General features: G+C 44.7%; 13 protein-coding genes. 7 read left to right on the top strand and 6 right to left on the bottom strand.

Features of this window, described 5'->3' with window-relative positions:
* Positions 1–42: 42 nt before the first annotated feature.
* The 4 genes from AC59JT_RS00910 to uvrB form a co-directional block, all read right to left on the bottom strand.
* Positions 43–324 carry a hypothetical protein gene (locus AC59JT_RS00910; RefSeq protein ID WP_497395186.1) on the bottom strand — a complete coding sequence of 94 codons (282 nt, stop codon included), beginning with the start codon at positions 322–324 and terminating at the stop codon, positions 43–45.
* Complete coding sequence (locus AC59JT_RS00915) at positions 321–584, bottom strand: DUF4834 family protein (RefSeq protein ID WP_497395188.1); 264 nt, start codon at positions 582–584, stop codon at positions 321–323. Before AC59JT_RS00915 ends, AC59JT_RS00910 begins: the two co-directional genes overlap by 4 nt.
* 143 nt (positions 585–727) lie before the next feature.
* Positions 728–1,597 carry a hypothetical protein gene (locus AC59JT_RS00920; RefSeq protein ID WP_497395190.1) on the bottom strand — a complete coding sequence of 290 codons (870 nt, stop codon included), beginning with the start codon at positions 1,595–1,597 and terminating at the stop codon, positions 728–730.
* A gap of 72 nt (positions 1,598–1,669) precedes the next feature.
* Positions 1,670–3,694 carry an excinuclease ABC subunit UvrB gene (gene uvrB / locus AC59JT_RS00925; RefSeq protein ID WP_497395192.1) on the bottom strand — a complete coding sequence of 675 codons (2,025 nt, stop codon included), beginning with the start codon at positions 3,692–3,694 and terminating at the stop codon, positions 1,670–1,672.
* A 187-nt stretch (positions 3,695–3,881) separates the two neighbouring features.
* Here uvrB and upp point away from each other — a divergent pair, with 187 nt between their 5' ends.
* From upp to AC59JT_RS00940, 3 genes are all read left to right on the top strand, one after another.
* On the top strand, positions 3,882–4,532 hold the full coding sequence (upp, locus tag AC59JT_RS00930) for a uracil phosphoribosyltransferase (RefSeq protein ID WP_497395194.1): 651 nt from the start codon (positions 3,882–3,884) through the stop codon (positions 4,530–4,532).
* A gap of 141 nt (positions 4,533–4,673) precedes the next feature.
* Entirely contained in the window at positions 4,674–6,965 is a 2,292-nt protein-coding gene (locus tag AC59JT_RS00935) for a M60 family metallopeptidase (protein ID WP_497395196.1), read from the top strand.
* A 57-nt stretch (positions 6,966–7,022) separates the two neighbouring features.
* The gene (locus AC59JT_RS00940; RefSeq protein ID WP_497395198.1) at positions 7,023–7,721 is read left to right on the top strand and encodes a DUF4397 domain-containing protein; all 699 of its coding nucleotides are present in this window, start codon (positions 7,023–7,025) and stop codon (positions 7,719–7,721) included.
* Between the two features lie 96 nt (positions 7,722–7,817).
* On the opposite strand, the gene AC59JT_RS00945 is transcribed toward AC59JT_RS00940, so the two are convergent.
* A complete protein-coding gene (locus AC59JT_RS00945) occupies positions 7,818–9,125 on the bottom strand; it encodes an alkaline phosphatase family protein (RefSeq protein ID WP_497395200.1) in 1,308 nt (435 codons plus the stop codon).
* Between the two features lie 222 nt (positions 9,126–9,347).
* Between AC59JT_RS00945 and AC59JT_RS00950 the strand changes: the two genes are divergently transcribed.
* Positions 9,348–9,701: an energy transducer TonB gene (locus AC59JT_RS00950; protein WP_497395202.1), complete on the top strand. Its 354-nt coding sequence runs from the start codon at positions 9,348–9,350 to the stop codon at positions 9,699–9,701.
* A gap of 33 nt (positions 9,702–9,734) precedes the next feature.
* Here AC59JT_RS00950 and AC59JT_RS00955 read toward each other — a convergent pair whose 3' ends face one another.
* Positions 9,735–10,580, bottom strand: a complete 846-nt coding sequence (locus tag AC59JT_RS00955; protein WP_497395204.1) for a 3-keto-disaccharide hydrolase — start codon at positions 10,578–10,580, stop codon at positions 9,735–9,737.
* Between the two features lie 91 nt (positions 10,581–10,671).
* On the opposite strand from AC59JT_RS00955, the gene AC59JT_RS00960 reads away from it, so the two are divergent.
* The 3 genes from AC59JT_RS00960 to AC59JT_RS00970 all read left to right on the top strand — a co-directional run bounded on the left by AC59JT_RS00960 (position 10,672) and on the right by AC59JT_RS00970 (position 13,417).
* Positions 10,672–11,415 (top strand): YjjG family noncanonical pyrimidine nucleotidase, encoded by a 744-nt coding sequence (locus AC59JT_RS00960; RefSeq protein WP_497395206.1) that lies wholly within the window; start codon positions 10,672–10,674, stop codon positions 11,413–11,415.
* Positions 11,416–11,875: 460 nt separating this feature from the next.
* Complete coding sequence (locus AC59JT_RS00965) at positions 11,876–12,730, top strand: UDP-2,3-diacylglucosamine diphosphatase (RefSeq protein WP_497395208.1); 855 nt, start codon at positions 11,876–11,878, stop codon at positions 12,728–12,730.
* Positions 12,731–12,787: 57 nt separating this feature from the next.
* The gene (locus AC59JT_RS00970; RefSeq protein WP_497395210.1) at positions 12,788–13,417 is read left to right on the top strand and encodes a porin family protein; all 630 of its coding nucleotides are present in this window, start codon (positions 12,788–12,790) and stop codon (positions 13,415–13,417) included.
* The last annotated feature ends 98 nt before the right edge of the window (positions 13,418–13,515 follow it).

Below are 13,515 nucleotides of genomic sequence, written 5' to 3' on the forward strand. Positions count from 1 at the left end.
AATTTGCGCCGTATTTGAAATTAATAATGAAAACTGTTTGTATTACTCGGGGCGGGTAATAAAATAGAAGAAAACTATCAGCGCTATGCTTGCAAAGTACACGATGATATTAGTTTTGTTTATCTCGTCGCGGTTGCGGTTAATAGTATAACCGTTATAAGCGGCCAGCACAACAAGTACAGTAATAAAAAACCAGTTTATATTACTTACCGAAGAGAACAGCACACTGCACACTATAAAATTGGTAATAACCAACATAATAGAAGGCGGGGTATTATCATGCCTGCGCCTGCGTTTATATACTTCTTCGGGTATTATACTCATTTTTTAACTTCTTCGTACTCTACAAAGTCGCCTTCGCTTTCGGGTATCTTGGTTTTTTTGGCTTCTTCGGGGATGAAGTCAATTTTTATACGACCTGTAGGATTATTATTCGGGCGATTGTAGTTGTTTTGTTGTTGAGCCTGCTGTTGCGCCTTGTTAACCACGCTTTGAAAAAGCATAGGCAGCAACAAACGGGCAAGCATGCGTATAAGGTATAAAATACCGATAGATACCAACAGAAATTTAAGTAATGCTGACATTTTGAGTTTACTATTGAATTACAAATATAGGATTATAACGTGTAAATACTTAAGTTATGATTTACAACGATATTTTGACGTAGGGTGGAGAGCGATTGTTACAAACCTTGCATCACCCCAGTGTCACTAAACCAGCCCTGTAGTTATTTGCCGTAGCGTTTGATTTTTTTGAGCACCATTTTTTCAAAAAATTGAATACTTGTTTGTATGGGGTCGCCTTTTTCTGATTTACGTACGTACCGTCTGAGCGCTATTAATTTAAGATGCGACGAATCCTGGTTGCCTGTGATAATAACATTGGCATAGCTGGTATTTAGGGTGATGGTGTCCTGGTCGGTTATTTTTTCATCATCCAGCAGGCGGGCAATCGTATCCACTTTACCTTTTTCAAATGGCGAGGTGTAATAAAAACTGTTTGCCTTGCTATCAAAATGCAGCCCGTTATTTTGGTAATGCACATAGCTGTCAAGTTCGCGCACATAGGCCAGTTGCATGCTATTGATGCGGGAGGTGAGTTCGCGTTTTGAAAATGGAAAAGTATAGGTTTTATTGAGGTTATCAAAATGGGTATACGTACCCGGCGGCAGGCTTGTAGCTGTAAATGACAGGCCGGCAAATACCAGCAGGCTATTTAACAATACCGGCTTTAGCGTGAGTACCGGTTGTTGCTGTACCAGGTAAAACGATACCGGTAATATCAGCAGTGCAAAGCAATCAGTATAATCAACCACCCGGGATACAGGTATCGCCAAAGCATTAAGCTGGTTAATAACAGGCTGAATAAGCGGCGATTTCCAGGCAATAAAAGCGCATGCCGTCAACACATATATTATTGTGTTACGGCGGGGAAGTAAAGCGCTTAAGAAAAACGGAAAAGCAAATAATCCCGCTATATCTGATAGCTTGCCTGTTAAGTAATTGGGAAATGTTTGTTTCAGATACCAATCATTCAACACTAAAACAAATATCGCTATAATAAAGGCCGGGTGAGCCAGTTTTTGTTTGTTAGCCATTAGTAATCAATCAGATCACCAAGATATCGAAAAAACTGTTTCCCGCTTAACGCGCAGTGTATTAAAGTTTAACTAAAACTTCTCCTCCATCATTTTTTCCAGCGCAAACATTTCATCACGCAGCTTGGCAGCTAACAGGAAGTCCATATTTTTTGCTGCCGCTAGCATATCTTTTTTAGTGTTGTCGATAGATTTTTTCAGGTCGGCTTTTGACATGTATTGAACTATCGGGTCGGCAGCCAGGGTCATTACATCCGTTTCTACGTAGGCTTTTTGTACACCGCCTGCAAAGTCCATTACTGATGTTTGCTCAATGATCTCGGCCTTGGTTTTGCCTACCGTTGTAGGGGTGATGCCATGCTCTTCGTTATACAAAATTTGTTTTTCGCGGCGACGGGCGGTTTCATTAATGGTTATTTCCATCGAGTCGGTGATCGTATCGGCATACATGATCACCCGGCCACGGTCATTACGCGCAGCGCGACCAATCGTCTGGATCAACGAGCGCTCGCTACGCAGGAAACCTTCTTTATCGGCATCCAAAATAGCTACTAACGATACCTCGGGAAGGTCCAATCCCTCACGAAGCAAGTTTATACCGATCAACACATCAAACACACCTAAACGCAGATCGCGCAATATCTCTACCCGTTGCAGTGTCTTAACTTCCGAGTGAATGTAACGGCATTTTATGCCAAGGCGGTCCATGTATTTGGCCAGTTCTTCGGCCATGCGTTTGGTTAGAGTGGTAACCAGTACGCGGTCGCCCATTTTTATGGTTTTGTCAACCTCGTCCAGCAGGTCATCCACCTGGTTTATAACCGGGCGAACTTCGATGAGCGGGTCCAACAAGCCTGTAGGCCTGATAACCTGTTCAACCACAACACCACCTGATTTTTCCAGTTCAAAATCAGCCGGGGTAGCGCTTACGTAAATGGTTTGCGGTGCCAGGCGCTCAAATTCCTGGAAGTTTAGCGGGCGGTTATCCATCGCCGCAGGCAAACGGAAACCATAATCAACCAATGAGATCTTGCGCGAACGGTCGCCGCCATACATAGCGCGGATTTGCGGTACTGTAACGTGGCTTTCGTCAATCACCATCAGGTAATCATCATGGAAGTAATCTAACAGGCAGAAGGGCCTTGCACCCGGCGCACGCCCATCAAAAAAGCGCGAGTAATTTTCAATACCCGAACAGTAACCCAACTCGCGGATCATCTCCAGATCGTAATTCACCCTTTCTTCCAAACGTTTGGCTTCCAGGAAACGGCCATCGTCTATAAATTGCTTTTTACGGGTTTCCAATTCTTCCTGTATAGCCCAGATAGATTGCTGGAAACGTTCGCGTGGCGCTACATACAGATTGGCCGGATAAACCACCATGTGCGTCATTTTTTCCAGCGTTTTGCCCGTTTGTATGTCGAATGAACTTAGTTCTTCAATATCATCGCCAAAAAAAGATACCCGGTAGGCGTGATCCATATATGGTGGAAAAATATCAACGGTATCACCTTTTACGCGGAAGGTACCGCGCTTAAAGTCGGCGGTGGTGCGGGCGTATAATATTTCGACCAGGCGGTGTAAAAAAGCGTTACGGCTAATGCGCGTACCTACCGCAAAGCTGAACACCGACGCCGCAAAATCCTCGGGGTTACCCATACCATAAATGCAGGAAATGGACGATACCACGATAACATCCCTGCGGCCGCTCATCAGGGCCGAAGTTGTGCGCAGGCGCAGTTTTTCTATTTCCTCGTTTATCTGTAGATCCTTTTCAATATAGGTGTTGGTTGTGGGGATGAAAGCTTCGGGCTGGTAATAATCATAATAAGATACAAAGTAATTCACCGCGTTTTCGGGGAAAAACTGTTTGAACTCGCCGTACAGCTGCGCGGCAAGAGTTTTGTTGTGGCTTAATATCAGCGTTGGCTTTTGCGTTTGCTGGATAACATTGGCCACCGTAAACGTTTTGCCCGAGCCGGTTACGCCCAGCAGGGTTTGATAATTTTCGCCGCCGTTTACGCCTTCAACCAATTGACGGATGGCCTCGGGCTGGTCGCCGGTTGGTTTATATTGAGATGTTAATTTAAAATCCATGTTTGATGTAAAAATACGGTTTTAAAGATTAGGGTTTGAAGATTAAAGATTAGTTGAACGTCATCTTTTCAATCCCGATAGCAAAACAAAATTAATGCCTGTTATGACAGCCCTATGTCAGCAGATAAATTTTTGGTTTGCAAAACTGCAATGCTTATATTTAGGTAACCAATTTAATCCCCTGATTATGCCTAGCCCTTTTATTTTAAACAAAACCAACTCCATTGCCAATAGTTTCCTGGCCGAACTGCGCGACGAGAACATCCAGCAAGATAAACAGCGCTTTAAGCGTAACCAGGAAAAACTGGGCGAAATACTGGCTTACGAGATCAGCAAAACCCTGGCCTATACTACCATTGAAGTGCAAACCCCGCTGGGCACCTGCAATATTGATGTGCCCGACCAATCGCCGGTACTAGGCACCATATTGCGGGCCGGGCTACCTTTTCACCAGGGGTTTATGAATTACTTTGACCAATCATCATCAGCATTTATCACGGCTTACCGCAAAGTAAAACGTACGGGCGATTTCACCATACGGGTTGATCATATATCAACCCCCAACCTTGATGGCAAGACCTTCATCCTATGCGATACCATGCTGGCTACCGGCCAAAGTATAGTGGAGGTTTGTAAAGAACTGATGGCCACCTACACCATTGCCAGCCTGCATATTGCCGCTGTAATTGCCAGCACCGAAGGCATACAACATGTGCGCGCTAACCTGCCGAAAGCCAAAATATGGGTATGCGCGGTTGATGAAGAAATGACCAGCAAATCCTACATCGTACCGGGTCTGGGCGATGCCGGCGATCTGGCCTTTGGCGATAAAGTGTAGCGGGTTATGCGTAGCACGCTACAACGCTACATGTTTTGTAGCATGCTAAAGGGTTTACTATCGTTAAAAATCGTTAAAATAACTCAGGCTGTAATCCTTGTTATGCCTTTTAACTTATCTTAGGCTACAGAATCTATACTTATGCCTGTTACAATTTATCGCCTGCTGCTTTTTTTACTATTAACCACTGCTGCCGCAAGCCCAGCAAGTGCGCAAAGCTTGCGACAACAACTACTGAAGGGTATTGATAGCATCCCCATGCCGCCACTGCCAGACCGGGTAGCGGTTTACTTTACAGCCAATGAGCGCCCCGAAATTTTAGCGACGGTAGGCTTTAAAATAGTTGCCGATATGCGGGCCATTTCTATTATGGCTTCCACGCTGGGCAAAGGTAAGGTTTTGGCGCTGGGCTCGGTGGCGTATTTGCGCGGTGATATGCTGAAGGATAAATCTGTAAAACAATTGCTGCAAAATACCTTGCAATGGGCAGGCGTCGGCAAAAAAAGCATCCGCGTAGCGCTAACTAAAGAGGTGGATAACCCGGCACTACAGGCATTCCTCAAAGCGGGGAAAGCGAAACCTTATACGCTAACTAACCTCGATCTAAAAAATAATACCGACATTTTAATAATTACCAATGATATTAAAGATGCCGGTCAGCTGGCGCGAATTGAGGCTTTTATCAGCAATGGTGGTACCCTCATTTTTACATCACCTTATGCCGACTTGTTTAAAACTCATGATAACTCGCAGCCCTATGTATTTGAAGAGCTTGGCATAGCGCCCTTACTGGCAAAAGCGGGCATTTACAATCCCAATATGTTAGTTATCCAAACGCCGGATAATAAAACCTTGCGTACAGATAGTGTGCCCAGCTACCTACATATCAACACCATGCTACCCTGGCTGCTCATCCCGGCATGGACGGATAATCTGAGCCAGTATGCCAACGCGTATTTAATGAGCCCAACGCTTGATGTGGTGCTTCGGTACAACGAACCACGTTCGCCGGTTATGCAGTATCTTAAAAACTATTTTCATATACCCGATACCCTGCCGGTGCCATCGCCCGCCAGGCCCTGGGTCATAAAAAGTGATACGGCAAAAACGGCGGCCCGCATAGGGTATATGATCTATGTTAAAGAACACCTGGACAATAAACCCGCTGCAAAAGCCACAGGATATGAAATATTTCCCGGTCCGGTGGCGGCTACGGCCAGTCGTGTGGATGAAACCGTGACTATCCCGGTTAAAGTGGGCCTGCAGGGTTTGTCAGAACCACGATCTGTTTATCACCGGCCGCATAGTACCGGGCTGTACGTTGCCGCGGGCGAAAGAGTGATTATTTCCATAAGTCCTGAACTGGTGAAGCAAAAATTAAGAGTGCAGATTGGCGTGCACAAAGATGATCTGCTGGATCTGGATCAAATGACCCGCATCGGATTGGACCTGACCAAAACCTTCTATTTGGTAAAGCCTGAAACGGAGGTCTATTCGCCCTACGGTGGCTTGTTGCTGTTGAACGTTGCCGATACCTGCAAGCTTAAAAACATAAGTATACATGTTAAAGGCGCGGTTAAATCGCCCTATTTTAAACTGGGCGACACCAGCGAAGCCGATTGGAACGCCACCATACGCAATAACCCCGCCCCATGGGCCGAACTGGCTACCGATAATATTATCCTCACCGTGCCCTCATACCGCATCCGCAACTTGAGCAACCCGGTTAAGCTGCTGCAATTTTGGGACGAGGTTTTAAAAGCCGATGCTGATCTGGCTGTTATATCGCCTAAGCGGGCCTACCAGGAGCGGATCATTATTGATAGCGATGTAGGCGTGCCCGGTGCCTATATGTTTTGCGCGCCCGACCGCATTGTAGCGCCCGATGACGGCAGCTGCGCCCTAATGTTGGATGAGAGCCTTTTACGCGCGAAAGGTTCGTGGGGGCATTTTCATGAGCTCGGGCACAGACACCAGTTTCCGGGTATCGACTTTTCGGGTACCGGCGAGGTTACGGTAAACCTATACACCATGCATGTGTATGATAAAGTGCTGCACAAAGGCCTATATAACCATGAAGCTATACCCGGCAAAGCCGCCGTTATTGAAAAAATAAAAATGTATTTGGCTGACAACCCAAGCTATAAAAAATGGAGCGATGATCCCTTCCTGGCCCTAAGTATGTACACCCAAATTATTGAAGCTTTTAGTTGGGATGCTATCAAAGCCGCGCACACTATTTACCGGCACTTGCCCAAAGATAAATACCCTAACACCGACCAGGAAAAACGCGATCTGTGGTTTACAACTATCTGCAAAACCACCAATAGCAACATGAGCCGTTTTTTTGATGTTTGGAAAATCCCGGTGAGTGATGCTGCTAAGGAGCAGGTGAAGGGTTACAAAGTTTGGTTTCCGAAGGAGTTGGAGTAAAATTACTCCTTTTTGGAATAGTATTTGAGTTTGTCCTATCAAAAATTAAATACTACCATGAAAAACATCAATTTTGGGCTTAAAAAGCCATATTTAACATTATCAGTAGTTGCTTTAGCACTTTCAACTGCTTTTTATTCTTGTAAAAAGGACAATGAACAGCCATCTGATCCTGAAACGAAAACAGCTTCGGTGCGTGTGGTTAATTCCGCAGAGGGTTCATCCGCGCAGGAGTTTTATATGGACGGTATCAGGTTAAACGCCCAGGCCGTGGCTTATGGCGAAGCATCTGCTTACGCAGCCGGTAAAAGCGGAGAAAGTAAAGGTGAATTCAGAACTATAGGGTCTGCGGTAGCTAATGCCAAGGTCGATCTTAACTTGAACGCTAATGGGTTTTATAGTGTTTACTATGTGAATGACGCAGGTACTTCTACCTATTTTATGGCAGAAGACAGCATTGCTATACCAGTAGCCAATAAAGCCCGTATACGCCTTATTAATTTAAGCCGTGCCGTAGGCGAACGTGTAGACCTGGCAGTTTCGGGCGGCGCAAAAATTGTGAGTAACCTGGCGTTTCGTCGAGCATCCTACTATCAGCAGGTTGATGCAAATACTACCTTACTGCTGTATGCCGCAGGTTCGGGGACTGTTGGTTTAAATATGCCAACCACGGTCGCGGCAGGCAAAACCTATAACATTGTTGTTTCGGGCGCTACTACTGCTACGCTGAAGTTTCATGTGTTTGCACAGAATTGAGGTTGTGTAAGGATCATAAGGGGTGAGTCAACCCTGTAAGCAATAAAAAAGCCATCTGTTAGTAAACGATGGCTTTTTTATTGGAGAGGAAGTTGATTATTTCAACAACCCCGCCGGTATCTTACCATCCACTTTCGGGAACGAAATACCTAGCAGTTTGGTCATTATAGGTGTCATATCCTTTAGGTCCATTTCTTCAATAACGGCGCCTTTGCGTATGCCCGGGCCGTGAGCTACCAGGCCGGTGCGGATGTTTTTAGTATCGGGGAAATAGCCGTGGGTACCGCCTCTGCCTGCTCTTACCGCAGCGCCGGTTACAGCTCCGCTAAATGCTGCGTCATGTTCGCCGGTAAGAGCCATAGCCAGGTTAGGGTTAAAACCACCTTTGGTTATCTGCTCTTTGGTAATAATGCGGTAGTATTGTTTTATGCTGTCCGGCTGCGACGCCAATATAGCTTTCACTTTATCCAGCGTTGCCATATCTTTAGGGTCTTTCAGGTACAGGTGGGCCGAACCGCCGGAATAGTTAAATTGTGCTTTCCAGTCGCCGGTTTTAAGGTCGGTTATCAGGCCTGCTTCTTTAAGCCAAACGTTTGGCGCTATGGTTTTCTTTACGTCATAAAAACCGTGGTCGCCACCGATCATCAGTACGGTGCTGTCCCATATACCGGCCTCTTTTAAAGCATCCATAATAATACCAACAGCATTATCAGCGTCAATCACCGCCTCTTTTACACGCGGACCGCTACGGCCCTCGGCATGCTCGGCACCATCTACAGAGAACACGTGGATGGTCATCAGCTCCGGTTTGCTTTTTTTAATAATGTAAGCCGCTATCTTAGCTATATTGGTGTTTTTGCCGTGTTCTATCTTATCGGCGCCGCCAAATACTTCTTTTTTTACTTCTGCATAAAAGCCTTTCGGTAACGAGTATTCTTCGCGAACGCCATCGCCTAAACTGCCAATGTCAGGTATGTTATAATCAACAGGGGCGTTGGCAGATACCGGCCAGTAAAGCGAGGCAACGGTCATGCCTTTTGCTTTGGCCGCTTTCCAGATGGTAGGTACGTGGATAGAGCTATCCTGCCAGTATGGGGCTTGCGGCGCGCCATCGGGTGTAAATATATTGTTGTAAAAAATGCCGTGTTTGGCAGGCTGCACACCGGTAACAATAGTGGTATGCGAAGGGTAGGTCATTGACGGGAATACGCTGTTTACGCCTTTAGCATATGCGCCATCATTCATCAGCGCGTGCAGGTTAGGTGTTTGCCAGCCTTCTTCCAGGTAAAAATCAGGCCGGAAACCGTCAATAGTTACAAAAATAACGTGTTTGGCAGTTTGTGCCATAAGTTGCCCTGTTGATATAAACAAGGCAAGCAATGCAATAGAGAGGTGCTTTTTCATAATAATTGCCATCCGCGTAGCGGAGTTTAAGTGGATCAGTAAATCTTTGAATTATAACAGGGCAAAAGTGTATGTAAAGGTGTTAAGTTTTTGTGATATTATAATTATATAATTGGCTTGAACAGATGTGCGAACCGGTGTCAATAAATAAAATAGCTATTAGTTGTAAAATCTTCAAACAATCACGCTAATAGTGAGTTAAGTAAGAAAAACTCACAACAAATGAAAAAGACGATCATAACATTTTGTACTACATTGCTGCTGGCAGTTTCGGTACATGTTTTTGCCGATGACGACAAACTGGTAAACCGCTTAACCGCCAACATCCCTGCGGGCCGTAAAATAACCATGCAGGCATCGGTAAACAATATTGGCCATGCAAAAGGTACGGTTACCGTTGATGTGGTAATGGACCGCAAAGGTAACGTAGTATCGGCCAAAGCCAACAAAAGCACTACCGTAAAAGACAAAGCCTTTGTGCACAAAGTTGAAGAAGCTGTGATGAAAATGAAATTCGACAAAAACAAAACCGCCCCCGAAACACAGGTTGGTAGTTTAACCTACCTGTTTAAATAATTATTGCCGTAACGATGGGTTTTAAACCCATCGCTACTTAAGCATATGTGCAGGCAGCTTATCAATTTTCTGCATCGCTATATGCCGGTAAAACACTTCTGCTCCTTCAGATTGTAGTTGGATCTTCCCTTTGGCTAACAGCGTAATTATACCTTTATCATTTTGGCTATTGTGGTACAATACCATAGCCACTTTACCATTTACTACATGTATGCTGGTGTCGCCATGACAATACAAGTCAAGCGTGTTCCATTCTCCCGACGGGTTTTCATAGCTTACGCCTTGTTTGGTGCAATGTCGCCCCTGTTTGTTGCCTTCGCTAAAAGTGGTAAGCGTGCCTTGCGCGCTATATGCAAAATTATTGGCTGTTGTTTTAACCGCAGGTATATCTGCCATGCCGCCGGCGCAGCCCCAAAAATCGCCGCAGGTACCTTCTTCCACCTGGAACTCCTGCGCCCGCATCCAGGCACCATAGTCGGCGCCGTTAGGGCCAACCGAGTGGTAAAGCAGGCCGCTGTCTTTTTTACCATTTTTGCGTTGCCCCCAGGTTAATTTTCCCCATTTAAACTGTAGCTGTAAATGATAGTTCTCGTATTCGGCTTTGGTGATGATGGCTCCCCAGTTTTCGCCGGATATGCGGATGGCAGGTTCGTTATCCGCATTAACTACTGTAAAAACGCGGCGCGGATCGTTGTTCAGGCCTATCGGAGTTTGTGTAATAAACTTACCTTTATCGTCCAGGTCCGGGCCCAGGTAGGTGTCCCAGCCGGCAAGGCTTTTGCCGTTAAATAATTGCGTCCAGCCGGGCTCTTTTAGCTTCGCGGTAAAGCCAAAAACAATGCTGCATAATAATAGCAGTATAAGGTATTTGCGTGGCATGTAGGTGGTATTGGTTACTCTAAGATAAGGTTTATTGTTGATAGACATTGACAAGTAAAAATAGGCTTTAGCTAAAAATAGAAACTGCCTTTTGCTTAGCTTTGCCACCACACAAGCAAATCCGAAATTGAACATCCGAAATTCGAAATACCAGCACATTTTTTTTGACCTTGATCATACCATCTGGGATTTTGATAAAAACGCCGAAGAAACCCTGCACGAGTTATACTTGCTGCATAAGTTGGACGACCTGGGTTTAGCATCGGCCGATATTTTTATTGAAACTTATACGGCCAATAATCATAAGCTGTGGCGCGAGTATCATGTAGGTAATATTACCAAAGAAACTTTGCGCGAGGCGCGATTTAAACAAACTTTTCTGGACCTGGGCGTACACCCCGATGTAATGCCTGCCGATTTTGAAGATGCTTACGTTCGTCTTTGTCCCACCAAAACAAACCTTTTTCCGCACGCGCACGAAACATTGGAATACCTGAGCGGCAAGTATACGCTACACCTGATATCAAACGGATTTAAAGAATCGCAGGATGTAAAAATAAGCGGCAGCGGACTGGGTAAGTATTTTCAAAACGTGATATTGTCTGAACAGGTAGGGGTTAACAAGCCCGATCCTGCTATTTTTAATTATGCGCTTGATCTGGCCAAAACCAACCACCGCGAAAGCCTGATGATAGGCGACAGCCTGGAGGCCGATGTGTACGGTGCTTTGCATTGCGGCATTGATGCTATCTACTTTAATCCTTTCAACGCCGAGCAGCCTGCCGATGTGCCGGTGCAGATCACGCATCTGAAAGAATTGATGACCCTGCTTTAAGTATAACGCTAAGGTTATTAACACAGGGTTAAAAACTATCAGAAATATTTTCGCGGAAGCAAACTATCTTTAGGCCAGTATGTTATAAGCCACGGATGTGTTTTGCGGTTTGCCGCTTTGTATATCATCTAATTTTCATTTAACTGATCTATTTTTAAGCGTTGTTAAGCCTAAAAATTTTCAAGGTTGGTGTAACCTTTTACATTTAATATAGTCTTAACATACAGATAATTAATAAAACAGAACTTTACCAAAACTGAAAAAACATGCAATTTGAGTACACATCATATATGGTGGTAATAGGGCTCCTGCTAATGGTAGGTGTTTTCTATTTAAGTCCGTATGAGCTTAAAGTTAATGAAGACGAAGACGACGAATAACAGTACCGCTTCGATACAAAGTTTCCTTCCTCATTACCCGGTAATACTTACCGGACGGCATATTATCCCCTTTTATTTTCATGGCTAAACGCGAAGTTGATATCGTTGTCATATCCGACGTGCATTTGGGTACCTATGGCTGCCACGCCAAGGAACTGTTAAAGTATTTAAAAAGCATTAAACCTAAAATGCTTATCCTCAATGGCGATATTATTGATATATGGCAGTTTAGCAAAAGCTACTGGCCCGAAAGCCACATGAAAGTGGTACGCCGCATACTAAAATTTGTTACCGATGGTGTACCTGTTTATTACCTTACGGGGAACCATGATGAGATGCTGCGCAAGTTTGCCGACATGAACCTGGGCTCGTTTCAATTGCTGAACAAGATCGTGCTCAATATCGACAACAAAAAGGCCTGGATATTTCATGGCGATGTGTTTGACGTTACCATGCAGCACTCCAAATGGCTGGCCAAGCTAGGCGCGGTAGGGTATGATACGCTGATATTACTCAACAGCTTTACCAACTGGTTTTTAACCTTGCTGGGCAGGCCAAAAATGAGTTTCTCGCAAAAAATAAAGGCAAAGTTTAAAGACGCGGTAAAATTCATCAACCAGTTTGAACAAACCGCTGCCGACCTTGCCGTTGCCAAAGAATACCAATACGTAATTTGCGGCCACATACACCACGCCGAGATACGCGAGATACAAGCTACCGATACCCCGGGCAAGGTGCTATATCTAAACAGCGGCGACTGGGTAGAAAGCCTTACCGCACTTGAATACCACGATAAACAGTGGACCGTATTTAAATACCGCCCTGAGGATTTTAGCAAAGAAGTAGAGGATGATGACCTTACCGATGCCGAAGATCTGGACGCTAAAATGGATGTAAATTTGTTGTTGCAGCGTTTCAGGCAGGAAAATTCGTAAAGGCGATATTATTATATTATTATCTTTGCCGCACACAAACAAATCACAATTTAAAAAATGAAAAACCTTTTCTTATCGTTCGCAGTAGCTTGCGTGGCTACTGTCGCCTGCGCGCAAAAAACATTTGCACAGTCCGGAAAACCTCGTTTTGGTATTAAAGCCGGTATGTCACTATTTACTTTAGGTACCGCTGTTGACAATGGCATATCGTTGCCTTACAACTTCACACCCGGTTTTCAGGGTGGTTTAACTGTCGACGAGCCGATTAATGGCAAAGTATCAATTTTTACACAGGTATTATATACTCAAAAAGGAGGCAAAGGGTCAACTACTTTAGCAGGTTATAACATCGAGTCGAAAACACGTTTAGATTATATTGACGTGCCATTCTTGCTTAAATATAAAGCCCAGGATAAATTGAGTTTTTATGTTGGTCCGCAGGTTGGTTTCCTTTTGGGTCAAACTACAACTGCTACTGTCACCGGCGTAGGTAGCGGCGCCGATACTAATACCGATGGATTTAGAAAAGTACAGGTTGGCGGTAACTTTGGTTTAGGGTATGATATTAACGACAACATTGGTGTTAACCTGCATTACACCATCGATTTTTCGCACGTAGCTTCGGGTGATAAAGACGGTGGCGAACGCAACAGCGGTTTCGCGCTTACTTTGGGTTACTCGTTCTAATAAAACTGCAAATAGTTAAAAGCTCCGTTGGGTTTGCCCGGCGGGGCTTTTTGTTTGATGTGGCTACCGTATCAGCCAAAATAGTACTCCAAAATATA

The sequence above is a fragment of the Mucilaginibacter sp. A3364 genome, from assembly GCF_059690715.1.

What these genes read in the sequence shown, in the direction of transcription:
- AC59JT_RS00965 (WP_497395208.1), top strand. Translation starts at nt 11,876, where the DNA reads ATGGCTAAACGCGAAGTTGATATCGTTGTCATATCCGACGTGCATTTG.
- AC59JT_RS00945 (WP_497395200.1), bottom strand. Translation starts at nt 9,125, where the DNA reads ATGAAAAAGCACCTCTCTATTGCATTGCTTGCCTTGTTTATATCAACA.
- uvrB (WP_497395192.1), bottom strand. Translation starts at nt 3,694, where the DNA reads ATGGATTTTAAATTAACATCTCAATATAAACCAACCGGCGACCAGCCC.
- AC59JT_RS00970 (WP_497395210.1), top strand. Translation starts at nt 12,788, where the DNA reads ATGAAAAACCTTTTCTTATCGTTCGCAGTAGCTTGCGTGGCTACTGTC.
- AC59JT_RS00915 (WP_497395188.1), bottom strand. Translation starts at nt 584, where the DNA reads ATGTCAGCATTACTTAAATTTCTGTTGGTATCTATCGGTATTTTATAC.
- AC59JT_RS00940 (WP_497395198.1), top strand. Translation starts at nt 7,023, where the DNA reads ATGAAAAACATCAATTTTGGGCTTAAAAAGCCATATTTAACATTATCA.
- upp (WP_497395194.1), top strand. Translation starts at nt 3,882, where the DNA reads ATGCCTAGCCCTTTTATTTTAAACAAAACCAACTCCATTGCCAATAGT.
- AC59JT_RS00950 (WP_497395202.1), top strand. Translation starts at nt 9,348, where the DNA reads ATGAAAAAGACGATCATAACATTTTGTACTACATTGCTGCTGGCAGTT.
- AC59JT_RS00955 (WP_497395204.1), bottom strand. Translation starts at nt 10,580, where the DNA reads ATGCCACGCAAATACCTTATACTGCTATTATTATGCAGCATTGTTTTT.
- AC59JT_RS00910 (WP_497395186.1), bottom strand. Translation starts at nt 324, where the DNA reads ATGAGTATAATACCCGAAGAAGTATATAAACGCAGGCGCAGGCATGAT.
- AC59JT_RS00935 (WP_497395196.1), top strand. Translation starts at nt 4,674, where the DNA reads ATGCCTGTTACAATTTATCGCCTGCTGCTTTTTTTACTATTAACCACT.
- AC59JT_RS00920 (WP_497395190.1), bottom strand. Translation starts at nt 1,597, where the DNA reads ATGGCTAACAAACAAAAACTGGCTCACCCGGCCTTTATTATAGCGATA.